18 protein-coding genes and 1 pseudogene are annotated in these 23,418 nt (G+C 59.3%); 15 read left to right on the top strand and 4 right to left on the bottom strand.

What is annotated here, in order from left to right:
* The first annotated feature begins 108 nt into the window (after window positions 1-108).
* From hemA to kdsA, 6 genes and pseudogenes are all read left to right on the top strand, one after another.
* Window positions 109-1,365, top strand: coding sequence for a glutamyl-tRNA reductase (gene hemA / locus N5C09_RS02040; protein WP_063452225.1), 1,257 nt, complete (start codon window positions 109-111; stop codon window positions 1,363-1,365).
* A 41-nt stretch (window positions 1,366-1,406) separates the two neighbouring features.
* Window positions 1,407-2,489 carry a peptide chain release factor 1 gene (prfA, locus tag N5C09_RS02035; protein ID WP_003856667.1) on the top strand — a complete coding sequence of 361 codons (1,083 nt, stop codon included), beginning with the start codon at window positions 1,407-1,409 and terminating at the stop codon, window positions 2,487-2,489.
* Window positions 2,489-3,319, top strand: coding sequence for a peptide chain release factor N(5)-glutamine methyltransferase (prmC, locus tag N5C09_RS02030; RefSeq protein WP_279748347.1), 831 nt, complete (start codon window positions 2,489-2,491; stop codon window positions 3,317-3,319). Before prfA ends, prmC begins: the two co-directional genes overlap by 1 nt.
* 14 nt (window positions 3,320-3,333) lie before the next feature.
* Window positions 3,334-3,515 (top strand): annotated as a pseudogene (locus tag N5C09_RS02025) (SirB2 family protein); the annotation flags it as partial.
* 3 nt (window positions 3,516-3,518) lie between these two features.
* Window positions 3,519-4,328 carry an invasion regulator SirB1 gene (gene sirB1 / locus N5C09_RS02020; RefSeq protein WP_022648376.1) on the top strand — a complete coding sequence of 270 codons (810 nt, stop codon included), beginning with the start codon at window positions 3,519-3,521 and terminating at the stop codon, window positions 4,326-4,328.
* A 36-nt stretch (window positions 4,329-4,364) separates the two neighbouring features.
* Window positions 4,365-5,219: a 3-deoxy-8-phosphooctulonate synthase gene (gene kdsA / locus N5C09_RS02015; protein WP_003856671.1), complete on the top strand. Its 855-nt coding sequence runs from the start codon at window positions 4,365-4,367 to the stop codon at window positions 5,217-5,219.
* A gap of 113 nt (window positions 5,220-5,332) precedes the next feature.
* Here the strand turns inward: kdsA and chaA are convergent, their stop codons facing one another.
* Window positions 5,333-6,433: a sodium-potassium/proton antiporter ChaA gene (gene chaA, locus N5C09_RS02010; protein ID WP_024907071.1), complete on the bottom strand. Its 1,101-nt coding sequence runs from the start codon at window positions 6,431-6,433 to the stop codon at window positions 5,333-5,335.
* A 269-nt stretch (window positions 6,434-6,702) separates the two neighbouring features.
* On the opposite strand from chaA, the gene chaB reads away from it, so the two are divergent.
* Window positions 6,703-6,933 carry a putative cation transport regulator ChaB gene (gene chaB / locus N5C09_RS02005; RefSeq protein ID WP_063865900.1) on the top strand — a complete coding sequence of 77 codons (231 nt, stop codon included), beginning with the start codon at window positions 6,703-6,705 and terminating at the stop codon, window positions 6,931-6,933.
* Between the two features lie 177 nt (window positions 6,934-7,110).
* The gene (locus tag N5C09_RS02000; RefSeq protein WP_063452227.1) at window positions 7,111-7,806 is read left to right on the top strand and encodes a gamma-glutamylcyclotransferase; all 696 of its coding nucleotides are present in this window, start codon (window positions 7,111-7,113) and stop codon (window positions 7,804-7,806) included.
* Between the two features lie 33 nt (window positions 7,807-7,839).
* On the opposite strand, the gene N5C09_RS01995 is transcribed toward N5C09_RS02000, so the two are convergent.
* Window positions 7,840-8,193 (bottom strand): DsrE/DsrF/TusD sulfur relay family protein, encoded by a 354-nt coding sequence (locus N5C09_RS01995; protein ID WP_236330790.1) that lies wholly within the window; start codon window positions 8,191-8,193, stop codon window positions 7,840-7,842.
* A 72-nt stretch (window positions 8,194-8,265) separates the two neighbouring features.
* On the opposite strand from N5C09_RS01995, the gene nasR reads away from it, so the two are divergent.
* From nasR to N5C09_RS01960, 7 genes are all read left to right on the top strand, one after another.
* Window positions 8,266-9,447 carry a nitrate regulatory protein NasR gene (gene nasR / locus N5C09_RS01990; RefSeq protein WP_236330793.1) on the top strand — a complete coding sequence of 394 codons (1,182 nt, stop codon included), beginning with the start codon at window positions 8,266-8,268 and terminating at the stop codon, window positions 9,445-9,447.
* A 229-nt stretch (window positions 9,448-9,676) separates the two neighbouring features.
* The gene (locus N5C09_RS01985; protein ID WP_063865896.1) at window positions 9,677-10,924 is read left to right on the top strand and encodes a CmpA/NrtA family ABC transporter substrate-binding protein; all 1,248 of its coding nucleotides are present in this window, start codon (window positions 9,677-9,679) and stop codon (window positions 10,922-10,924) included.
* A 2-nt stretch (window positions 10,925-10,926) separates the two neighbouring features.
* Window positions 10,927-11,805, top strand: coding sequence for a nitrate ABC transporter permease (gene ntrB / locus N5C09_RS01980; RefSeq protein WP_279748346.1), 879 nt, complete (start codon window positions 10,927-10,929; stop codon window positions 11,803-11,805).
* Window positions 11,806-11,814: 9 nt separating this feature from the next.
* On the top strand, window positions 11,815-12,603 hold the full coding sequence (locus N5C09_RS01975; RefSeq protein WP_063865895.1) for an ABC transporter ATP-binding protein: 789 nt from the start codon (window positions 11,815-11,817) through the stop codon (window positions 12,601-12,603).
* A 12-nt stretch (window positions 12,604-12,615) separates the two neighbouring features.
* The gene (gene nirB, locus N5C09_RS01970) at window positions 12,616-16,602 is read left to right on the top strand and encodes a nitrite reductase large subunit NirB (protein ID WP_279748345.1); all 3,987 of its coding nucleotides are present in this window, start codon (window positions 12,616-12,618) and stop codon (window positions 16,600-16,602) included.
* Window positions 16,599-19,076, top strand: coding sequence for a nitrate reductase (locus tag N5C09_RS01965; protein ID WP_279748344.1), 2,478 nt, complete (start codon window positions 16,599-16,601; stop codon window positions 19,074-19,076). Before nirB ends, N5C09_RS01965 begins: the two co-directional genes overlap by 4 nt.
* Before the next feature lie 181 nt (window positions 19,077-19,257).
* Complete coding sequence (locus tag N5C09_RS01960; protein WP_279748343.1) at window positions 19,258-20,676, top strand: YchO/YchP family invasin; 1,419 nt, start codon at window positions 19,258-19,260, stop codon at window positions 20,674-20,676.
* Window position 20,677: 1 nt separating this feature from the next.
* On the opposite strand, the gene narL is transcribed toward N5C09_RS01960, so the two are convergent.
* Together narL and narX are read right to left on the bottom strand one after the other, a co-directional pair.
* Window positions 20,678-21,328 (bottom strand): two-component system response regulator NarL, encoded by a 651-nt coding sequence (narL, locus tag N5C09_RS01955; RefSeq protein ID WP_003856701.1) that lies wholly within the window; start codon window positions 21,326-21,328, stop codon window positions 20,678-20,680.
* Window positions 21,321-23,117 (bottom strand): nitrate/nitrite two-component system sensor histidine kinase NarX, encoded by a 1,797-nt coding sequence (gene narX, locus N5C09_RS01950; protein ID WP_279748342.1) that lies wholly within the window; start codon window positions 23,115-23,117, stop codon window positions 21,321-21,323. The genes narL and narX overlap by 8 nt, the downstream gene beginning before the upstream one ends.
* Window positions 23,118-23,418 lie beyond the last annotated feature (301 nt).

The following is a 23,418-nucleotide window of genomic DNA, read 5'->3' as shown; positions in this document are numbered from 1 at the left end:
TTGAGTAACCTATTACTCCGAAAGGGTGCGGTCTCTTTTATTGATCTCGCGCATCCTGTATGATGCGTCCTGCTAACCTTATTAACGCTGGTACTACTCCCGCTCAACATGACCCTATTAGCACTCGGTATTAACCACAAAACAGCCCCGGTTTCACTGCGAGAACGCGTTACGTTTTCGCCGGATACGCTCGACCTGGCGCTGGACAGCCTGCTTGCACAGCCGATGGTGCAGGGCGGCGTGGTGCTGTCGACGTGCAACCGTACCGAGCTGTATTTGAGCGTAGAAGAGCAGGACAACCTGCACGAGGCGCTGATCCGCTGGCTATGTGACTACCACAATCTCAACGAAGAAGAGCTGCGCAACAGCCTGTACTGGCATCAGGATAACGATGCGGTCAGCCATCTGATGCGCGTTGCCAGCGGTCTGGATTCGCTGGTGCTGGGCGAGCCGCAGATCCTCGGCCAGGTAAAAAAAGCCTTCGCGGATTCCCAGAAAGGGCATCTGAAAGCCAGCGAGCTGGAGCGTATGTTCCAGAAGTCATTCTCCGTGGCGAAGCGTGTGCGAACCGAAACCGACATTGGTGCCAGTGCGGTTTCGGTTGCTTTCGCGGCCTGTACCCTTGCCCGTCAAATCTTTGAATCGCTGTCGACCGTCACCGTACTGCTGGTGGGGGCGGGTGAAACCATCGAGCTGGTGGCGCGCCATCTGCGCGAACACAAAGTGAAAAAGATGATCATCGCCAACCGCACCCGCGAACGTGCGCAGGTGCTGGCAGATGAAGTGGGCGCTGAGGTGATTGCGCTGAGCGACATCGATGAACGTCTGAAAGAGGCGGACATTATTATCAGCTCGACCGCCAGTCCGCTGCCGATCATCGGGAAAGGGATGGTCGAGCGCGCGCTGAAATCCCGCCGCAATCAGCCTATGCTGCTGGTGGATATCGCCGTTCCGCGCGATGTCGAACCGGAAGTGGGCAAACTGGCCAATGCCTACCTCTACAGCGTGGACGACCTGCAAACCATCATTTCGCACAACCTTGCCCAGCGTAAAGCGGCGGCAGTGCAGGCGGAAACTATCGTTGAGCAGGAAACCAGTGAATTTATGGCCTGGCTGCGCGCGCAAAGCGTCAGCGAGACGATCCGCGAGTATCGCGGTCAGGCGGAGCAGGTGCGTGATGACCTGACGGCCAAAGCGCTGGCAGCCCTTGAACAGGGCGGCGACGCGCAGGCGATTATGCAGGATCTGGCCTGGAAACTGACCAACCGCCTGATCCATGCGCCAACCAAATCTCTTCAGCAGGCTGCCCGTGACGGGGACGATGAACGCCTGACTATTCTGCGCAACAGCCTCGGGCTGGAATAGCGCCCTATACCCATTTTCTATGACAAGGTGCATTTACGCCTATGAAGCCTTCTATCGTCGCTAAACTGGAAGCTCTGCACGAGCGCCATGAAGAAGTCCAGGCGCTGCTCGGCGATGCCGGGACCATTGCCGACCAGGAACGTTTTCGCGCGCTGTCGCGTGAATACGCGCAGTTAAGTGATGTTTCAAAATGCTTTACCGACTGGCGACAGGTCCAGGAAGATATCGAAACCGCGCAGATGATGCTCGACGATCCTGAAATGCGCGAGATGGCGCAGGAAGAGTTACAGGACGCCAAAGCGCGTTCAGAAGAGATGGAGCAGCAGCTTCAGGTACTTCTGCTGCCGAAAGATCCGGACGATGAGCGTAACGCCTTTGTGGAAGTGCGCGCCGGTACCGGCGGCGACGAAGCGGCGCTGTTTGCCGGGGATCTGTTCCGTATGTACAGCCGTTATGCGGAATCACGCCGCTGGCGCGTGGAGATCATGAGCGCCAACGAAGGCGAGCATGGCGGATACAAAGAGGTTATCGCCAAAATCAGCGGCGACGGCGTCTATGGTCGGCTGAAATTTGAATCTGGCGGTCACCGCGTGCAGCGCGTGCCGGCGACCGAATCGCAGGGACGTATTCACACCTCAGCCTGCACGGTGGCGGTCATGCCCGAGCTGCCGGAAGCGGAACTGCCGGACATCAACCCGGCGGATCTGCGTATCGACACCTTCCGCTCGTCAGGGGCGGGCGGTCAGCACGTTAACACCACCGACTCCGCCATCCGTATTACTCACCTGCCGACCGGGATTGTGGTGGAGTGTCAGGACGAACGTTCCCAGCACAAAAACAAAGCCAAGGCGTTGTCCGTGCTGGGCGCGCGCATTCACGCGGCGGAAATGGCGAAACGCCAGCAGGCGGAAGCGTCTACCCGTCGTAACCTGCTGGGCAGCGGCGATCGCAGCGACCGTAACCGCACCTATAACTTCCCGCAGGGCCGCGTCACCGATCACCGCATTAACCTGACGCTCTACCGTCTGGATGAGGCGATGGAAGGTAAGCTCGATATGCTGATTGAGCCTATCGTGCAGGAATACCAGGCCGACCAGCTGGCGGCGCTGTCCGAGCAGGATTAATGGATTTTCAACGCTGGCTACGCCATGCCGCCAGCGCGCTTTCCGCGAGCGAAAGCCCGAAGCGCGACGCTGAAATCCTGCTGGAACACGTGACGGGCAAAGCCCGGACGTATTTACTGGCCTTCGGTGAAACCGAACTGACCGCTGAACAGCTGGCGCAGCTGGAAGTGCTCCTTGACCGCCGTAAAACCGGCGAGCCGGTGGCGCATCTGGTGGGCGAACGTGAGTTCTGGTCGCTGCCGCTGTACGTCTCGGCGGCCACGCTGATCCCGCGCCCGGACACCGAGTGTCTGGTGGAGCAGGCGCTGGCGCGGCTGCCGGCGCAGGGCTGCTCTGTTCTCGACCTCGGTACCGGCACCGGCGCGATTGCGCTGGCGTTGGCCAGCGAGCGGCCGGACTGCACCGTCACGGCAGTGGACGTGATGCCTGATGCGGTCACGCTGGCGCAGCGTAACGTTGCGCGCCTGGGGCTGAGCAATGTTTCCGTTCTGCAAAGCAGTTGGTTCGCCGCGCTTGAAGGCCGCATGTTTGACATGATTGTCAGCAATCCACCCTACATTGACGAAGCCGATCCGCATCTCGCGCAGGGCGACGTTCGCTTTGAGCCGCTGACGGCGCTGGTCGCTGCGAATCACGGCCTTGCGGATCTCGATCACATTGTGACAACGTCACGGCAACATTTGCTTCCCGGTGGCTGGCTGCTAGTAGAACATGGCTGGACGCAGGGAGAGGCGGTGCGAGCGCTGTTTACGCGTGCCGGTTACGCCGCGGTGGAAACCTGCCGGGATTACGGCGGCAACGAACGCCTCACGCTGGGGCAGTGGGCATGAAAGCAGTCGATACGCCATTTACTGATAAAGGCGCATGGCTGACTGAGACGCTGTTTGGCGTTATCATCTACATCGTTTTGGGTTTTATCGCGCGTAGGCGTTACCGTCCGCGCAGCCAGCACGCTTTTTGCTGGGTCTGGTGGTGCTGTACATCATCATTAAACTCGCCACCACAAGAATACCGTTACTGGGGTAAGTCATGAGGTCCTTAGCCGATTTCGAATTTAACAAAGTGCCGCTCTGCGATGGCATGATCCTGATTTCAGAGATGATCCGCGACGATTTCACGTCGCAGTACGTTTACGCTGAACTGGAAAATCTGGTCAGCCTGGCGCGCGAAGAGATCAATCAGGCACGTCCGCAGGACTGGCAATTAGAGAAGCTGATAGAGCTTTTCTACGGCGAATGGGGTTTCTGCGACACGCGAGGCGTATACCGCCTGTCTGACGCACTGTGGCTGGACCAGGTGTTGAAAAATCGTCAGGGCAGCGCCGTCGCGTTGGGCGCCATTTTACTGTGGGTTGCGCACCGGCTGGATATTCCGCTGGTGCCGGTCATTTTCCCGACGCAGATGATTTTGCGGGCGGAGTGGCTGGACGGGGAGATGTGGTTAATCAATCCGTTTAACGGCGACACGCTGGATGAACATACGCTGGACGTCTGGCTGAAGGGCAATATTAGCCCTATTGCTGAGCTCTTCAATGAAGATCTCGATGAAGCCGACAACGCTGAGGTGATCCGCAAGCTACTGGATACGCTGAAGTCTGCGCTGATGGAAGAGCGTCAGATGGAGCTGGCCCTGCGCGCAAGCGAAGTGCTGTTGCAGTTCAATCCGGAAGATCCGTACGAAATCCGCGATCGCGGCCTGATTTATGCGCAGCTCGACTGTGAGCACGTGGCGCTGAATGATTTGAATTATTTCGTCGAGCAATGTCCGGAAGATCCGATCAGCGAAATGATTCGCGCGCAGATCAACGCGATCGCGCATAAACACATTACACTGCATTAATCTTAATTCCGATTCACACCTGAATAAGGCGATCCTATGAAACAAAAAGTGGTTAGCATTGGTGATATCAACGTGGCAAACGACCTGCCGTTCGTGCTGTTTGGCGGTATGAACGTGCTGGAATCCCGCGATCTCGCTATGCGCATCTGCGAACACTACGTGACCGTGACCCAAAAGCTGGGCATTCCGTACGTGTTTAAAGCCTCTTTTGACAAAGCCAACCGCTCCTCCATTCACTCCTACCGTGGCCCGGGCCTGGAAGAGGGGATGAAGATTTTCCAGGAGCTGAAACAGACGTTTGGCGTGAAAGTGATCACCGACGTGCACGAAGCCTCTCAGGCGCAGCCCGTGGCGGACGTAGTAGACGTGATTCAGCTTCCGGCGTTCCTGGCTCGCCAGACTGACCTGGTTGAAGCGATGGCGAAAACCGGTGCCGTGATTAACGTGAAGAAACCGCAGTTTGTGAGCCCAGGTCAGATGGGTAACATCGTCGACAAGTTTATCGAAGGCGGTAACGACCAGGTGATCCTGTGCGACCGTGGTTCAAACTTCGGTTACGACAACCTGGTTGTGGATATGCTGGGCTTCAGCGTGATGAAGAACGTCTCTAACCAGTCTCCGGTGATTTTCGACGTAACCCACTCTCTGCAATGCCGCGACCCGTTTGGCGCAGCGTCCGGCGGCCGTCGTGCGCAGGTGACCGAACTGGCACGCGCCGGGATGGCAACCGGCCTGGCGGGCCTGTTCATTGAAGCGCACCCGGATCCGGCTAACGCGAAATGCGACGGCCCATCCGCGCTGCCGTTGGATAAGCTGGAGCCGTTCCTGAAGCAGATCAAGGCGATTGACGATCTGGTGAAGAGCTTCGACGAGCTGGATACCAGTAACTAATAAAAAACCCGCTTCGGCGGGTTTTTTTATGGGGCATATTGCCGGGTGGCGCTGCGCTTACCCGGCCTACAAAACCGTAGGCCCTGCAAGCGAAGCGCCGCTGGGCAAAAACACTACGCAAATATCGTCATCAGATACGCAATAAACAGCGCCATATGTGCCGCGCCGTTAAGCACATTGGTGCGACCGGTAGAGAAGGAGATCTGGCACAGCAGCAGCGACGCCACCATCACAATCATCTCTGGCGCCCCCAGCGCAAACTGCAATTCATTCCCCGTCATAAAGGCAATCAACGTTACCACCGGAACGGTAAGGGAGATGGTCGCCAGTACGGAGCCGAAGAACAGGTTCATCGCACGCTGCACCTGATTGTTCAGCACCGCTTTCAGCGCTCCCAGGCCTTCTGGCGACAGGATCAGCAGTGCCACCAGGAAACCGGTAAAGGCGACCGGCGCGTTCAGTTCGGTTAACAGCGTTTCCAGTGGGTTGGCGTTCATCTTGGTGACCGCGATAACCGCAATCAGATGCACGATCAGCCAAACCGTGTGCCACGCGCTGCTGTGGGCCGACGGCTTGCCGTGGTGCGGGTCATCGTCGTCGCTGTCATCTTCATGTTCGTAAACAAACAGGCTCTGGTGCGTTTTGGTCTGAATGAGCAGGAACACGCCATACATCGCCGCGGAAATCAGCGCGACCAGCAGCGCCTGGCCAGTGGAGAAGTTTGCACCCGGCAGCGCCATCGGGAATACCAGCACAATAATCGCCAGCGGGAACAGGGCAATCAGATACTGTTTAATGCCAAAAAGGTTCATGTACTGGGTGGCAAATTTACGGCCACCGAGTAAAAGCGAGAAACCGACCAGGCCGCCGGTGACAATCATGATGATGGAATAGAGCGTATCGCGCATTAACGTTGGCGCGGCGTCGCCGGTCGCCATCAATGCGGAAATTAAGCTGACTTCAAGAATAACAACCGAAAGACTTAATATTAATGAGCCGTACGGCTCTCCCAGACGGTGTGCTAAGACATCCGCATGGCGGACGACGCTAAATGCGCTGGTTAAAATACCTACCAGCGCCAGAATATTGATCCCGACCACCACTGGCAGTGACTGACTGCTTCCCCAGAAGAGCAGCACAGCCAGTGCCAGAACCGGGAAAATGAGAGACGTCTCCTTGTGGCGGGTCTTTACCGCCTCGTGTGTTGCTGTCATGTGCTTCTCCGTCAATGCAGGTGCTTGTAATTATAGATAGATTTTGAGGACATTAAACTAACAGAAATCTGTTAAATACCCTTTGTTTTTTACTTAATTTTACCCTTTGCTATGTTTTTTATTCTTGAGGGTTATAATACCTCATCTTCATAAAATAATAATTTAATAACAACACGTTGTGATTTTAAGTCGTTCATTTCTTCCTGTCGGCTGGCACCCTGGCGTATCGTCGTCCACACTTATCTTTTAGCCAAAAAGAGAGGTTAACGATGCCATACAAATCGAAAAGCGAATTACCGGATAACGTGCAACACGTATTGCCTGCCCACGCGCAGGATATCTACAAAGAAGCCTTTAACAGCGCCTGGGATCAGTACAAAGATAAAGAGGACCGCCGGGATGATGCCAGCCGTGAAGAAACGGCGCATAAGGTAGCCTGGGCCGCCGTAAAAAATGACTATGAAAAGGGGGACGATGATAAGTGGCATAAAAAGAAATAGTCGCCGACTAATACGCTGCCTTCGTTTTGACTTTTCAGGCGGTTGATCTGCCGTTGTATTGCATCTGGCCCGTGAATTGCTTATCGTTGCTCGGCTGCTGTTAAAATGAACAGCGCAGAATGCCGGGAAGGCGAACTACAGATGTCGCAAGGAAGCATGCAGTGGCGGAGGTGTAATGTGTTAACGCGTGATTTCTTGATGAAGGCAGATTGTAAAACGGCATTTGGTGCTATTGAGGAATCGCTTCTGTGGTCGGCTGAACAACGTGCGGCGTCGCTTGCGGCAACGCTGGCCTGTCGCCCGGATGATGGCCCGGTCTGGATTTTTGGCTACGGTTCGCTGATGTGGAACCCGGCGCTGGAGTATGTCGAATCGGCAACCGGCACGCTGCCGGGCTGGCACCGCGCGTTCTGTTTGCGCCTGACGGCCGGACGCGGCAGCGCCTGTCAGCCTGGCCGCATGCTTGCACTAAAAGAGGGCGGGCGCACCACGGGCGTGGCATACCGCCTGCCGGATGCCACGCTGGAAGACGAACTGACGCTGCTGTGGAAGCGCGAGATGATTACCGGCTGCTATATGCCCAGCTGGTGCAGGCTGGAACTGGACGATGGCCGTACCGTAAACGCACTGGTGTTTATTATGGATCCGCGCCATCCACTCTATGAAGCCGACACCCGAACCCAAGTGATTGCCCCGCTGATTGCCGCCGCCAGCGGACCGCTGGGCACGAACGCCCAGTATCTTTTCTCGCTCGATCAGGAGCTGAAGCGTCTCGGTATGCAGGACGACTGTCTGAGCGAGCTGGTGGTGAAGGTAAAAACTCTATTGGAGGGCAACCCGCTCAGCAATACGCTGCGCCCCGGTTTTGCCTGAATACGACGCCCGGCTGACCGGGCGTCAGTCGATTTAAAAGGTTAACACCTTGTCCGCAGCCAACGTCCACTCGGCAAGCTCAGGCAGCGTGCCGATCTCAACCCCATCAATCAGCGGTAGCCCAGTAATGCCGCGCCCGTCCGTGCAGGTTTTACACAGTTTGACCGGCACTTCTTGCGCCGTGAGGATCTCCAGCATCTGCTGAATGTTGTAGCCTTCAGCCGGTTTCTGTCCTTTAAGCCCCGCGGTGACCGCATCCGACATCAAAAACAGCCGCAAATCGGTTTCGCTCTCTTTTTCGCGCAGGGCGATCGCCAGACGCAAGCTGTTAAAGAGGGATTCGCTGCCGTAGGCCGCCCCGTTGGCGACGATAACGATTTTTTGCATGTTGACTCCTGTTCTTTCAAAGGCACGAATATTGCTTGTCTCAGCGGAGATGACCGATCCGGGAGAGAGAAGATGACGACAATCACTGGCCGTTTGCCCGGCGCAACCGAATGGTTCCAGCGCGCAACATATCAGCGCAGGGAACAGCTCAGCAGACTTGCGCAGCTGGGAGAGCTGGTGAACAGCATTAGCCAGCTGGTGCATATGCTACAGTGTGAGCGCGGCGCGTCAAACGTCTGGCTTTGCTCGCAGGGCAAACTGTATGCCCCGGAATGCAAAGCCAGCCGGGGGCTGGTGGATGAAAACCTGGCGGTATTGCTTACCCTGCTGAATGGCCAGGCGTCGCTGCCGGGAAGTGCCGTCTGTGAACGCATCGCCGTTGCGCTGCAATGTCTGGAGACGCTGCCGGCCCTTCGCGAGGGCGTGACGCAGCAAAGTATTACCGCTCCTCAGGCGATGGAGCACTACAGCCGGATGCTTCGCCATCTGCTCAGTATCGTCCCGCAGCTCAATGACAGCATTGACGATCCGCACATTGCGGGCCGTTTCGTCGCGCTTTTTAGCCTGATGCAGGGCAAAGAGCTGGTGGGGCAGGAGCGCGCGCTGGGGGCAATTGGTTTTACCCTGGGGTTTTTTGATGATGAAACCCGCCAGAGGCTGGTGGACCGGATCGACGGGCAGCAGGCCTGCTTCGACATCTTTCTTTCTCACAGCCGCGCCGGGGTGCAGGAGGCGTTTGCCCAGAACTGCCTGCCGGGTCTGGAAACCGAGCAGCTAAGACGCGTGGCCTGTACCCGCCAGCCCGGTGCTAACGGCGGTAACGTCGCGCTGACGTGGTTTACCTTACAGACAAGCCGCCTTGAGCATCTGCGCACGCTGGAGGAGGGGATGATCGCCGATCTGATGCTGACGGTGGAGGAACGTCTTCGCAGCGAGGACGGCCGCGGCCGGTTAAGCGATCCCGATGAACCTCTCGCGCCTTACCCGGATAAACCTCTGCTTACGCTGGTGCGCCAGCAGGCGCGCGAGATAGAACAGCTGTCCCGCCAGCTTGCCTCGCTGCGCGATACGCTGGAAGAGCGGAAGACCATCGACAAAGCCAAAAGCGTACTGATTGCTCACCAGAATATGAGCGAAGAGCAGGCGTGGACTGCCCTGCGAAAAATGGCGATGGATAAAAACCAGCGCATGGTGGATATCGCCCGTGCGCTGCTCACCGTCAAGAACCTCTGGCCAGTCATCCCTAAGGAGTAGTTGCACGATCGGTGGGCATTTTCTGCCTGTTTAGAGTGCGTCAAATCACATTCAGGCGAAGTAATGCCTGAAAAACAAGGGATTAAAAGCTGGCATTACCTTTGCATTAACAGATTAACCATTTCTGACGATGCGCCAACGGCGGTGCATGCGTCTTCGGGATAAAGGCGTCCAGCGGTGCTTCAGCACCGTCGGGCGCTTTTTTTTTTGCTTTTTTTCAGGAGCGATTATGGCGGATTTGTCGAGACGGCGGTTATTGCAGGCCAGCCTACTGGCCAGTGGCGCGATGCTGTTGCCAGGTGTCATGCAGGCCGCGTGGGCGGCGGGGTCAGATAAGCCAGAGCAGGATACCGTGCGTATCGGGTTTATTCCCCTGACCGACTGCGCGCCAGTGGTTATCGCGGCCCTGAAGGGGTTCGATAAAAAGCATGGCATTACCATTGTGCCGACCAAAGAGGCGAGCTGGGCGGCGGTGCGCGACAAGCTGGTGGCGGGCGAACTGGACGCCGCGCACATTCTTTACGGCCTGCTGTACGGGCTGGAGCTGGGGATCGCGGGCAAGCCACAGCAGATGGCGAACCTGATGACCCTCAATCAGAACGGCCAGGCCATCACGCTTTCAGGCGATCTGGCGGAGAAGGGCGTTCGTGACCTCGACGGGCTGAAAAAGCTGATCGGCCAGCAGGCGCCGGGAACCTACACCTTCGCGCATACCTTCCCGACGGGGACCCACGCCATGTGGCTCTACTACTGGCTGGCCAGCGCGGGCATCAATCCCTTTGACGACGTCCGCACCGTGGTGGTGCCGCCACCGCAGATGGTAATGAACATGCGCATCGGCAACATGGTCGGGTTTTGCGTCGGCGAGCCGTGGAACGCGCGGGCGATTAACGACCGCATCGGCTTTACCGCCGCCACGTCGCAGTCCATCTGGGCCGATCACCCGGAAAAAATCCTCGGCACCCGCCGCGACTGGGTGGCGAAAAATCCGCACACCGCGCGGGCGCTGGTAAGCGCCGTAATGGAAGCCGCGCGCTGGATCGACGCGTCGGCGGAAAACAAACGTGAAACCGCGCAGATACTTTCTCGCCGCGCCTGGCTGAACTGCAAGGAACAGTACCTCACCGGACGCATGCTCGGCGAGTACGACAACGGCCTGGGCCAGCGCTGGCAGGATGCGCACCCGATCCGCTTCTTCAACGAGGGGGCCGTGAGCTACCCGTACCTCTCCGACGGGATGTGGTTCTTAACCCAGTTCCGCCGCTGGGGCTTGCTTAACGCCGCGCCGGACTATGCGGGCATCGCACAGCGCATTAACCAGACCGCGGTCTGGCAGGATGCCGCTACCGCCGTGGGCGGCATGTCTACACCGTCATCACCGTATCGCAGCAGCACCCTGATGGACGGCACCGTCTGGAACGGCACCGATCCGGAAGGATACGCCAACCGCTTCGCCATTCACCGTAAAGGGGCCTGAGTATGCCGCATCTGCAAAACAGGAAATCACAAGAGACGTCAGAGAGCGGGGAAGTGATTGTCCTGCCTCCGTTACAGGTTCGCCGCCGCACGCCCGCCTTTGCGCGCCGGATGAACGATTTTTTACAGCGCGTCATCCCGGCTCTGCTCGGTCTCGGGCTGCTGGTGATGCTCTGGCAGCTGGCAGCGATAAGCAGTAAAGGCTTTCCGACGCCGCTCAGCACGCTTGATTCGGCCATAACCCTGTTCGCCGATCCGTTTTATCGTGACGGGCCAAACGATATGGGCATCGGCTGGAACGTGCTTGCGTCGTTGCAGCGCGTCGCCATCGGTTTTGGCCTGGCGGCACTGGCGGGCATCCCGCTGGGCTTTTTGATTGGCCGCTTCACCTTTTTCTCACGCATGTTTAACCCGCTGATCGCGCTCCTGCGCCCGGTCAGCCCGCTGGCCTGGCTGCCCATCGGCCTGCTGCTGTTCCAGAAGGCGGAGCCAGCATCGAGCTGGACCATTTTTATCTGCTCCATCTGGCCAATGGTCATAAACACTGCCGAAGGGGTGCGCCGCATTCCGCAGGACTACCTGAACGTGGCCCGCGTGCTGCAACTCTCCGAGTGGACCATTATGCGCCGCATTCTTTTTCCCGCCGTGCTGCCTGCGGTGCTGACCGGGGTGCGCCTCTCCATCGGCATTGCCTGGCTGGTGATTGTCGCCGCCGAGATGCTCACCGGGGGCCTGGGCATTGGCTTCTGGATCTGGAACGAGTGGAACAACCTCAACGTTGAAAACATTCTCATTGCCATCGTCATCATTGGCGTGGTCGGGTTGCTGCTGGAGCAAGGGCTGATGCTGATCGCCCGTCGCTTTAGCTGGCAGGAAAAATAAGGAGCAAAGATGAAACCGTTAATTCAGGTCCAGGCCGTGAGCCAGCGTTTTTCCACTGCCAGCGGCGAGTTTCTGGCGCTACAAAACGTCTCTTTCGATATCCACGAGGGCGAAACCGTCAGTCTGATTGGTCACTCCGGCTGCGGCAAATCGACGCTGTTAAACCTGATCGCCGGGATCGCGCTGCCTACGGAAGGCGGACTGATTTGCGACAACCGCGAAATCGCCGGGCCGGGGCCAGAGCGCGCGGTGGTGTTCCAGAACCATTCGCTGCTGCCGTGGTTAACCTGCTTCGACAACGTGGCGCTGGCGGTGGATCAGGTCTTCCGTCACACCATGAGCAAGGCGGAGCGCAAAGAGTGGATTGAGCACAACCTCGACCGCGTGCAGATGGGCCACGCGCTGCATAAGCGCCCCGGGGAGATCTCCGGCGGCATGAAGCAGCGCGTGGGGATTGCCCGGGCGCTGGCGATGAAACCCAAAGTGCTGCTGATGGATGAGCCGTTTGGCGCGCTGGATGCCCTGACGCGAGCCCATTTGCAGGACTCGGTGATGCAGATCCAGCAGGCGCTGAACACCACCATTGTGCTCATCACCCACGACGTGGACGAGGCGGTGCTGCTTTCTGACCGGGTGCTGATGATGACCAACGGCCCGGCGGCCACCGTGGGCGAGATCCTGCGCGTCGATCTGCCGCGCCCGCGCAACCGGGTGCAGCTGGCGGACGACGGCCGCTATCACCACATGCGCCAGCAAATCCTCCATTTCCTCTACGAAAAACAGCCGAAAGCGGCGTAACGGGGAGGCACGATGCGACTGGTCATTATCGGTAATGGTATGGCGGCAACCCGGCTGATTGCTTCGCTGACCGAGCGTGCGCCCGGTCGCGTTGCGATTACGGTAATCGGTGACGAGCCGCAGCATGCCTATAACCGCATCCAGCTCTCACCGGTTCTCGGCGGAGAGAAGCAGGCGGAGCACCTCTCTCTGCACGATGAAGGCTGGTATACGGCACGAGGCGTGACGGTGCTGCGAGGAGAAACGGCGCTCGGCGTTGACCTGAACGCGCATGAAGTGCATACCACCGCCCGCACGCTGAGCTGGGATGCGCTGGTGTTTGCCACCGGGTCGACACCTGTTGTGCCGCCGATCCCCGGCGGCGACGCGCCGCACGTGTTTACCTTTCGCACCCTGGCAGAAACCTGCGCCATTCAGAACATCTCCGGACCGGCAGTCGTGTTGGGCGGCGGGGTGCTCGGCGTGGAGGCGGCGGCCGCGCTGGCCCTTTCAGGTGACAACGTCACGCTTGTGCATCGCGGCCCGTGGCTGATGGAGCAGCAGCTTGACCAGCAGGCGAGCGTGCTGCTGGAAGAGGCGCTGGCGGAGCGGGGCGTGCGCTGTGAGCTCGCCTCCGGCATCGCGGCGATCAACGCGAATAGCGTGACGCTGCTCAACGGACGCCGCATCGACGCCACGCGCGTGGTGCTGGCGACTGGCGTGCAGCCCAACGTTGCGCTGGCGCGGGCCAGCGGCATTCGCTGCGTGCGCGGCATTGTGGTGGATCAGCAGATGCAAACCTCCGTGCCGAATATCTACGCCATTGGCGAGTGCTGCGAAATTGACGGCCAGAGGTTTGGCCTGGTCGCCCCCTGTCTGGCGCAGGCGGACATCCTGGCCGCGCGCCTCGCCGGTGACGTAACCGCGCCCTTTACCCTGACTGACAACGGCGTGCGCCTAAAGGTGACCGGCGTGGAGCTGTTTAGCCTCGGTCGCGCCACGGCGTGCGCGGACGATGTGGTCTGGAGCTCATGGGATCCGCTGACCCGCCACTATCGTCGTTTACTGATCCATCGCGGGGCGCTGGCTGGCGTGCTGCTGATGGGCGACTGCCGCAGCGCGGCGACATTTACCGATTTACTGGCAACGGCTGCGCCCGCACACGCGGACTGGCTGTTCGATCGTTTCACAACGCAACCGCAGGTTGCAGGACAGAACGCTATGACAAAACCTACTCTGGTGGTGGTTGGGCACGGTATGGCCGGCCATCATTTCCTCGAAGACTGCGTTAACCGCAATCTGCATCAGCAGTATCAGATCGTTGTCTTTGGCGAAGAGCGCTATGCCGCCTACGACCGCGTGCATCTGTCGGAGTATTTTGGTGGACGCAGCGCAAACTCGCTCTCGCTGGCGGAGGGAGATTTCTTTGCCGACAACGGCATTGAGCTGCGCCTGTCGCAGCAGATCGTCGCTGTCGATCGTGAAGCGCACGTGGTACGTACCGCCAGCGGCCATGAGACCCACTGGGACAAGCTGGTGCTGGCCACAGGCTCGTACCCCTTCGTGCCGCCGGTACCGGGCAACGATCTGCCGGGATGCTTTGTCTACCGTACCCTTGACGACCTGGACAATATCGCGGCCCACGCGGCGGGCTCGCGCCGCGGCGTGGTGATTGGCGGCGGCCTGCTCGGGCTGGAGGCGGCAAATGCACTCAAACAGCTTGGGCTGGAAACCCACGTGGTGGAGTTCGCGCCGAATCTGATGGCGGTGCAGCTCGACAATGACGGCGCGGCGATGCTGCGCAGGAAAATCGAGGCGCTGGGCGTTGGCGTTCACACCAGTAAAGCCACCACGGAAATTGCTTCGACGCCCGACGGGCTGGTGCTGCGCTTCGCCGACGGTGAACATCTCGAAACGGACATGGTGGTCTTCTCTGCCGGCATTCGTCCGCAGGACGCGCTGGCGCGCAGCGGCGGGCTGGCTATCGGTGAGCGCGGCGGGATTTGCATTGACGATGGCTGCCGGACCTCCGATCCGAACGTGTTTGCCATCGGTGAATGCGCCCTGTGGGAGGGGAAAATCTTTGGTCTGGTGGCCCCGGGCTATCAGATGGCGCGCGTGGCCGCCGCCGTGCTGGCGGGTGAGGAAAAACGCTTCACCGGTGCGGATATGAGCACCAAGCTCAAGCTGCTCGGCGTGGACGTGGCGTCGTTTGGGGATGCCCACGGGCGCACGCCGGGGGCGCTAAGCTACCAGTGGACGCATGGGCCACAGCAAATCTACAAAAAAATCGTGGTCAGCCACGACAGCAAAACTCTGCTAGGCGGCGTGCTGGTGGGCGATGCCAGCGAATACGCCACGCTGGTGCAGATGATGCTCAACGGCATCAGTCTGCCAAAAGCGCCGGAAACGCTGATCTTACCGGCTTCGTCAGGCAGCGCGCCGAAAGCGCTGGGCGTGGCGGCGCTGCCGGAAAGCGCGCAGATCTGTTCGTGTCATAACGTCAGCAAAGGCGATATTTGTCAGGCGGTGAGCGCGGGGGCAACGGATCTCGGCGCCATTAAGCAGTGCACCAGAGCGGCGACCGGCTGCGGTGGCTGTAGCGCGCTGGTGAAGCAGGTGATGGAGTTCCAGCTTGCGGAGCAGGGCGTGGAGGTGAAAAAGGACATCTGCGAACACTTCCCGTACTCGCGCCAGGAGATTTACCACCTCGTGCGCGTCAACCATATCCGAACCTTCGACCAGCTTATCAGCCGCTACGGTCAGGGGCACGGGTGCGAGATCTGTAAGCCGCTGGTGGGGTCCGTGCTGGCCTCCTGCTGGAACGAGTATCTGCTCAAACCGGCGCACCTGCCGTTGCAGGATACCAACGACCGATACTTCGCCAATATCCAGAAGGACGGGACGTACTCTATCGTGCCGCGCATGCCTGCGGGTGAAGTGACCGCCGACGGGCTGATCGCCATCGGCCAGATTGCGAAACGCTATAGCCTTTACAGCAAAATCACCGGCGGGCAGCGTATTGACCTGTTTGGCGCCACGCTCGAACAGTTGCCGGAGATCTGGCAGGCGCTGGTTGAGGCAGGGTTTGAAACCGGGCACGCCTATGGAAAATCCCTGCGCACGGTGAAATCCTGCGTCGGGTCGACCTGGTGCCGCTACGGCGTTCAGGACTCTACCAGCCTCGCGGTCAGGCTGGAGCACCGCTACAAGGGGCTGCGCGCGCCGCACAAAATTAAAATGGCGGTTTCCGGCTGTACCCGCGAGTGCGCAGAGGCGCAGAGCAAGGACGTGGGGGTGATTGCCACGGATAAAGGCTGGAACCTTTACCTGTGCGGCAACGGCGGGATGAAGCCGCGCCACGCGGATCTCTTCGCCAGCGATCTGGACGACGAAACGCTGATCCGCACCGTCGACCGCTTCCTGATGTTCTATATCCGCACGGCAGATCGCCTGCAACGCACCAGTACCTGGATGGACAACCTGGAAGGCGGCCTCGACTATCTGCGTGAGGTGATCCTGAACGACAGCCTCGGGATCGCCCACGAGCTGGAGCAGGAGATGGCCCGGGTAGTAGAGACGTACCAGTGTGAATGGCAAACCACCCTTAACGATCCTGACCGCCTGGCGCTGTTCCGCACCGCGGTGAACCTCCCTGTCGTGGAGGAAAGCAAGCGCTGGCAGGAAATTTGCGGCATTGACGATATCCCGGAGCAGGCGGGCATCGGCGCGCATCTTGGGCGCAAACCGATTGCGCTGTTCCGCTTTGGTCAAACCGTTTATGCCCTCGACGATCGGGAACCGGGTAGCCGCGCGAACGTGCTTTCGCGCGGCATCCTCGGCGATGCGGCGGGCGAACCGGTCGTTGTCTCTCCGCTCTACAAGCAGCGCATTCGCCTGCGCGACGGCTGTCAGGTGGAGAGCGGCGAACCCGCGGTGCGCGCCTGGCCGGTAAAAATCGAAAACGGCAAGGTGTGGGTTGGCAACGAAGAGCTGGTGATGCGCGCGGAGGCCTCATGACGGAAACCCGGACAACGTGCCCTTACTGCGGCGTGGGCTGCGGGGTGGTCGCCAGCGTAGACGGCGAAAAGGTAAGCATTCGGGGAGATGAAACCCATCCTGCGAATTTTGGGCGGCTGTGCGTGAAGGGATCCGCCCTCGGAGAAACGACGGGGTTGCAGGGACGCCTGCTGCGCCCGATGGTCGACGGCCTGGAGGTAGACTGGCCCGAGGCGCTGGGCGAAGCGGGCGAGCGGCTGCGGAACATCATCAGCGAATGGGGGCCACATGCGGTAGCGTTTTACGCCTCCGGCCAGCTGTTGACCGAGGATTACTATGCCGCCAACAAGCTGATGAAAGGATTTATCGGAGCGGCGAACATTGATACCAACTCGCGGCTGTGTATGTCGTCGGCGGTGGCGGGCTACAAACGCGCCTTCGGTGAAGACGTGGTGCCGTGCAGCTACGAAGATGTGGAAAACAGCGATCTGGTGGTGCTGGTCGGGTCCAACGCGGCCTGGACGCATCCTGTGCTGTATCAGCGGCTGGTGCAGGCCAAACACAACAATCCGCAGATGAAAGTGGTCGCGATCGATCCGCGCAAAACCGCCACCTGCGATGTCGCAGACCTGCATCTGGCGCTGAAACCCGGCAGCGACGCCGGGCTGTTTGTGGGGTTGCTCAACCTGATTCAGGGGAGCGGCGAGTGGACTATCCCTCGCGTGGCGGCGTTTTGCGACCTGACGCCAGACGAGATTGGCACCTTCTACGACTGGTTTGTCACCGCGCCCCGCGCGATCACGCTCTACACCATGGGGATCAACCAGTCCTCCAGCGGCAGCGACAAGTGTAACGCCATCATTAACGTGCATCTTGCCAGCGGGAAGTTCAACCGTCCGGGCTGCGGCCCGTTTTCGCTGACCGGACAGCCAAACGCCATGGGCGGGCGGGAAGTGGGCGGACTGGCGAATCAGCTGGCGGCACACATGAATTTTGAGCCGGACGATCTCGCGCGCGTGGCCCGCTTCTGGGGCACCGAGCGGCTGGCGCAGACCCCGGGCCTGATGGCGGTGGACCTGTTTTACGCCATTGCCCGCGGCGAGGTAAAGGCGGTGTGGATCATGGGCACCAACCCCGCCGTGTCGCTGCCGGACAGCCACGCGGTGTGCCAGGCGCTGGCGGCCTGTCCGCTGGTTATTGTTTCTGAGGTGATGCAGGAGACGGATACCAGCCGGTTTGCCCATATCCGTTTTCCCGCCCTGGGGTGGGGCGAGAAAAACGGCACGGTGACGAACTCTGAACGCCGTATCTCCCGCCAGCGCGCCTTTCTGCCTGCGCCCGGTGAGGCCAAACCGGACTGGTGGATCGTCGCCCGGATCGCAGACCAGCTCGGCTATGGCGAGGCCTTTGCCTGGGAACATCCTCAGGAGATCTTTTGTGAACACGCGGCGCTGACGGCTTATGAAAATAACGGCGAACGGGCCCTGAACCTGCACGAGCTGGCGTCGTTGACGCGAGAGGCGTGGGACGATCTGGCGCCGTACCAGTGGCGCGCCGGTGATTTCCCGCAAAGGACGATTGTTCCGGTTGAGCCCTCAACTCATGGGGCCTGCGTTAACGAACTGTACCCGTTAATACTGAACAGCGGGCGCATCCGCGATCAGTGGCACACCATGACGCGCACGGGGTATGTTCCGCGCCTGATGCAGCATATCGACGAGCCATTTGTTGAGATAAGCGCAGCCGATGCGGCCCGCGCAGCCCTGACGGACGGCCAGCTGGCGCGGATAAGCTCCCCGCGCGGAGTGATGGTTGCCAGAGTACGTATTTCCCCCGGGCAGCGTGCGGGCGAGCTGTTTGCGCCGATGCACTGGAACGCGCAGTTTGCCCGGCAGGGGAAGGTCAATGCGCTGGTGGAGGGACGGGTGGATGCCTGTTCCGGCCAGCCTGAGAGTAAACAAACGGCGGTAAGGATCATGCCCTGGCTCCCCGCCTGGCAGGGAGAACTGTATGCCCGCGAGCTGCCGGCGTTGCCGCCGTCGGTCTGCTGGTGGCGTAAAGCCTCACGTCTGACGGTAGCGGGAGATCGGCCTCTGCTGTCGTGGATTATGGCGTATGCCAGCGCCCGGGGCTGGCAGCTACAGGTGGCTCAGACAGGGGAACGCAGCAGCATACTGGCCTGGCATCTCGGCGAACTGATGCTTGGCTACTGGGAGGGCAATACGCTGCCGGCGCTGGCGCATGCGTTTATTAAAGAAGCCTTTGCTTCTGCGCCCGTACAAATCGCTGAACGCCATGCGCTGCTGCACGGACAACGGCCGGGTGAAGGTGCCGATCCCGGACGAATTATCTGTAGCTGCTTCAGCGTGGGTGAAAACACGATACGCCAGGCGATAGCTGGAGGCTGTGATTCTGCGACAGCGCTCGGTGTGAAGCTGCGCTGCGGAACTAACTGCGGCTCCTGCGTGCCGGAGCTGAAAGGGCTGTTGGGATAATGGCGTCGGGTGGCGGCTATGCCTTACCCGATCTACGGGCCGGTACAAATTTGTAGGTCGGGTAAGGCATAGCCGCCACCCGACAAATCTTTTCAGGATATTCCTGAAATTTCTGTTAAGACTGGTTTTCAGGGCTTATGGCGTTAACATATAAGTGTTTGTTCAAAAACACAGGTTCTTATTGACGACGTTGAAGGCTGTATCGTCCCGCATCCGTTTTTTGCTGTTACTCCCCTTTATTTCGGCTGGAGCCGTTCACGGTGCGCCGAAATCCTTCGTGCAGCAGGCGCAAAACCCGTTTGATAACAACGGCGATAGCCTGCCGGATCTGGGTATGGCACAACCGACGAGCGAGGGCGAAAAGCACCTGGCTGAAATGGCAAAAGCCTTCGGTGAAGCCAGTATGACCGATAACGGCCTGACCGCCGGGCAGCAGGCGCGAGAGTTCGCGTTTGGCAAGGTGCGGGATGCCGTGAGCGGGGAAGTTAACGAGCAGATTGAATCCTGGCTTTCGCCCTGGGGGAATGCCAGCGTCAACGTGCTGGTGGATGACGAAGGGAACTTCAACGGCAGCAGCGGCAGCTGGTTTATCCCCTGGAACGATAACAGCCGTTATCTGAGCTGGAGCCAGCTGGGCCTGACGCAGCAGACGGATGGGCTGGTGAGCAACGTAGGGATTGGTCAGCGCTGGGTGGCCGGAAAGTGGCTGCTTGGCTACAACACCTTTTACGACAACCTGCTTGAAGACAACCTGCAACGCGCCGGATTGGGCGCAGAGGCGTGGGGAGAAAACCTGCGCCTGTCGGCCAATTACTACCAGCCGTTTGCCGGCTGGCAGCCGGGTTCCGACATTCGGGAGCAGCGCATGGCGCGCGGGTACGACGTAACGGCGAAAGCCTGGCTACCCTGGTTTCATCATCTGAACACCAGCGTCAGCTTTGAACAGTATTTCGGCGATAACGTCGATCTGTTTAACAGCGGTACGGGGTATCACAACCCGGTCGCGGTCAACCTGGGGCTGAACTATACCCCCGTTCCACTGGTCACCCTGACGGCTGCCCATAAGCAGGGGGAGAGCGGGGTTAGCCAGAATAACCTCGGGCTGAAGCTCAACTATCGTTTTGGCGTGCCGCTGGCGAAACAGCTTTCCGCCGGGGAAGTGGCGGCGACGCGCTCGCTGCGGGGAAGCCGCTATGATTCACCTGAGCGCGATAATCTGCCCGTCATGGAGTTTCGTCAGCGAAAAACCCTCTCGGTCTACCTGGCTACGCCGCCGTGGGATCTTAAGCCGGGTGAAACCGTCATGCTGAAGCTGCAAATTCGCAGCACCCACGGTATCCGTCAGATCCACTGGCTGGGTGATACCCAGGCGCTCAGCCTGACCTCACCGGCAAACAGCAACAGCAGCGATGGCTGGAGCGTGATTATGCCCGCCTGGAACGACGCGGAAGGGGCGAAAAACGAATGGCGGCTTGTGGCCGTGGTGGAAGATAAGGATGGGCAGCGTGTCTCCTCCAATGAGATCACGCTTTCCGTGGTGCAACCGCTCGTCGCAATGCCTGACGACGATCCACGGTGGAAGTTGCTGCCGGACGACTAAGTTAAAAAATGCGTTCCTGATGCACCCAGACGGCAGCTTCGACGCGGGACTTTAGCTTCATTTTCTTCAGCATGTGTTTGACATGCACCTTGACCGTGCTTTCAGTGATGTCCAGACGGCGGGCGATCATTTTGTTAGGCAGACCCTGGGCAATCAGCTTCAGAATGTCGCGCTCGCGCGGGGTCAGCTGGCTGACGTCACGATCGGACGTAGCGCGGTTCGCACGCAGGCTGGCGGCCAGCACCGGCGTTAACGCTTCGCTCAGCACCATCTCGCCTGCGGCAGCCTGTTGCAGCGCCTTGAGCAGATCTTCCGGCTCCATATCCTTCAGCAGATAGCCGTCTGCTCCCCGCTTGAGGGCGGTGACCACGTCTTCCTCGTGGTTGGAGACGCTGAAGACCACCACCCGGCCAGAAAGGGATTTCTCCCGCAGCTTGTCGAGGGTTTCCAGGCCATTCATGCCCGGCATGTTGAGATCGAGCAAGATCAAATCAGGATCGAGCGATTCGGCAAGTTCAATCCCCTGTTCACCGTTGCTGGCTTCACCGACGACGGTGATATCCGGCGCCATACTGACAAGCTGTTTAACGCCAGTGCGCAGCATCGGGTGATCGTCAATCAGCAGGATCGATGCCGGTTCCTGATTAGTCATGGTTTTCTCCTTGAGCAGTTATGAGGGACTTTTCGGGTATAAAGGTGACCACGACTTCGGTGCCACCTGACTCTCCCCGGCGAACCTGGCAATCACCGCGCAGGCTTTGCGCGCGGTCTCGCATGATAATTAAACCATAATGGTTCGTTCGTTCGGCATTTTCCGGCACGCCGCGACCGTTATCCTGAACCCTGAGCTTCACCTGATTATCCTGGCAGCTGACGGTGACCGTAACGGCCGTTGCCTCGGCGTGCTTGAGCACGTTGCTCAGGGCTTCACGGGCAATTTGCAGCACATGGATCGCCTGGTGAGAGGGGACAAAACGCGGCGGCAGCTGGTAATCCAGCTTCACCGGGAAGCCCAGCCGGGCGCTAAATTCCTGGCAGCTGGATTCCAGCGCCGGGCGCAGCCCCGGCTCGGTGAGCTGCAAACGGAAGGTGGTCAGCAGCTCGCGAAGCTGAACCCATGAGGTGTTAAGCTCGTTGCGGATCTGGCTGAGCAGCTGTTTGTTGCTTTCGGGCATGCCTTCGTCCTGCATTTGCAGGCAGCTCACCTGCATCTTCATGCAGGAGAGGGACTGGGCGATAGAGTCGTGCAGCTCGCGGGCGATGGTGGCGCGCTCCTCCATAACAATCAGCTGCTGCTGTTTTTCCTGGTGGCGATCGAGCGCGAGGGTGGCCGTGAGCTGCTCAACCAGGGTATCCACAAGCTGCTGCTGGTCGTGGCTGAGGTGACGCCCGGCGGGCAGGGTTGCCAGCAGAATGCCGTACTGGGTATGGCTGTCCATCAGCCGCCACTTGAGGGGCGTGCCGCTGGTGGTCAGCGGAGGCAAGCCGCGCGGGCACAGATGACACCCTTTATCGTCGCAGGAGATGTCCGACTGACAGGTAAATTCCTGGTGGTTTTCTTCGTCTTCAACGTCGTAAACCCGTAGCTCAAGATCGCGGAGCAGGGTCAGGTTTTGCAGGCCGTTCAGTACCGGCGAGAGACGCTCGCAAAGCGGCACCTGCATATGCAGGCGACGGTTCGCCTGCCACAGGAAAGAGAGGATCTCGTTTTTCTGCTCAAGCCCGGCGGTTTTCTCCTGGACGCGTTTTTCCAGTACCGCATAGCTTTCCGAGAGTTCAGCCGACATCGTATTGAGCGCCTCGCCGAGCATCGCCATTTCGTTGCGCCCGCTGATGTGCGTGCGTTGGGTAAAATCGCGTTGAGTGACGGCGCGGGCCATCGCCAGAAGCTGTTTCCAGGGGTTCAGCAGCCGCGCGCGCAGCCAGATAACCGTGAAAATCAGCAGCAAACCCATAAACAGCGCCATCGCACGATGAACCATCACCACACGGTCAATGCGTAACTCTGTCGTGCGATCGAAAGAGCTGACAAGATGGTCGATGCGTGACACAAACCCGGCGACATCCTGCGCGACCGTTTCCCGATTTTCCGCCCGCTTTAGCCCGGGCGCCAGCTGGGTGTGCCAGTAGCCCTGAAGCGCCTTAAGCTGAGATTGTTGGCCGTCACGAATAGCGGCTCTTTCCAGCTCAGGGCTGAATGCGGTACGCTCCATTTCGTCGATAAGCGGCTGGTCAGCCTGCGTCAGCGGAACCGACGCCAGCAGCCGGTAACTCTGCATGCGTAGCGAGCCTGCCTCGTTGATGGCATGCGCATTACCCTGTACGCCCTGTACCAGCCAGCCAGAAATAGCCATGCCGGTCACACCGATAGCGGTGGACAGCAGAACGATAAGCGCCAGCTGGTTAACCAGCGTTAGCGGAGATAAACATCTTTTTAACATAGAGTTGACGGGCTCCTGACGTGACCTGCTTGCAGGAATGGCGCTATTCTGGTGCATACCCCGGAGTATACCCATACCAATAAAGGATTACCTCTAAATTGCCGGAGGGGTAACGGTTAGTGGGTGGACGAAGCAGGGATGCGTCAGCACCGTGAAAAACCACACCTTTTTTACGTTTTGCATCTACTCACTAAGAGTGATGGCTTTTTTTTCACCGCGAAACCTCCCACTTTTCCTTTGATTTATATCAACTTACCGCCGCTCTAAAGCCCTAATGTTTGCAGCATCATTCGAGAATCAG

Source organism: Enterobacter sp. GD03975, from assembly GCF_029838645.1.
Taxonomy (GTDB): domain Bacteria; phylum Pseudomonadota; class Gammaproteobacteria; order Enterobacterales; family Enterobacteriaceae; genus Enterobacter; species Enterobacter quasihormaechei.
This window is presented reverse-complemented; position numbering and strand designations above follow the sequence as displayed.

What these genes read in the sequence shown, in the direction of transcription:
- hemA (WP_063452225.1), top strand. Translation starts at nt 109, where the DNA reads ATGACCCTATTAGCACTCGGTATTAACCACAAAACAGCCCCGGTTTCA.
- prfA (WP_003856667.1), top strand. Translation starts at nt 1,407, where the DNA reads ATGAAGCCTTCTATCGTCGCTAAACTGGAAGCTCTGCACGAGCGCCAT.
- prmC (WP_279748347.1), top strand. Translation starts at nt 2,489, where the DNA reads ATGGATTTTCAACGCTGGCTACGCCATGCCGCCAGCGCGCTTTCCGCG.
- sirB1 (WP_022648376.1), top strand. Translation starts at nt 3,519, where the DNA reads ATGAGGTCCTTAGCCGATTTCGAATTTAACAAAGTGCCGCTCTGCGAT.
- kdsA (WP_003856671.1), top strand. Translation starts at nt 4,365, where the DNA reads ATGAAACAAAAAGTGGTTAGCATTGGTGATATCAACGTGGCAAACGAC.
- chaA (WP_024907071.1), bottom strand. Translation starts at nt 6,433, where the DNA reads ATGACAGCAACACACGAGGCGGTAAAGACCCGCCACAAGGAGACGTCT.
- chaB (WP_063865900.1), top strand. Translation starts at nt 6,703, where the DNA reads ATGCCATACAAATCGAAAAGCGAATTACCGGATAACGTGCAACACGTA.
- N5C09_RS01995 (WP_236330790.1), bottom strand. Translation starts at nt 8,193, where the DNA reads ATGCAAAAAATCGTTATCGTCGCCAACGGGGCGGCCTACGGCAGCGAA.
- nasR (WP_236330793.1), top strand. Translation starts at nt 8,266, where the DNA reads ATGACGACAATCACTGGCCGTTTGCCCGGCGCAACCGAATGGTTCCAG.
- N5C09_RS01985 (WP_063865896.1), top strand. Translation starts at nt 9,677, where the DNA reads ATGGCGGATTTGTCGAGACGGCGGTTATTGCAGGCCAGCCTACTGGCC.
- ntrB (WP_279748346.1), top strand. Translation starts at nt 10,927, where the DNA reads ATGCCGCATCTGCAAAACAGGAAATCACAAGAGACGTCAGAGAGCGGG.
- N5C09_RS01975 (WP_063865895.1), top strand. Translation starts at nt 11,815, where the DNA reads ATGAAACCGTTAATTCAGGTCCAGGCCGTGAGCCAGCGTTTTTCCACT.
- nirB (WP_279748345.1), top strand. Translation starts at nt 12,616, where the DNA reads ATGCGACTGGTCATTATCGGTAATGGTATGGCGGCAACCCGGCTGATT.
- N5C09_RS01965 (WP_279748344.1), top strand. Translation starts at nt 16,599, where the DNA reads ATGACGGAAACCCGGACAACGTGCCCTTACTGCGGCGTGGGCTGCGGG.
- narL (WP_003856701.1), bottom strand. Translation starts at nt 21,328, where the DNA reads ATGACTAATCAGGAACCGGCATCGATCCTGCTGATTGACGATCACCCG.
- narX (WP_279748342.1), bottom strand. Translation starts at nt 23,117, where the DNA reads ATGTTAAAAAGATGTTTATCTCCGCTAACGCTGGTTAACCAGCTGGCG.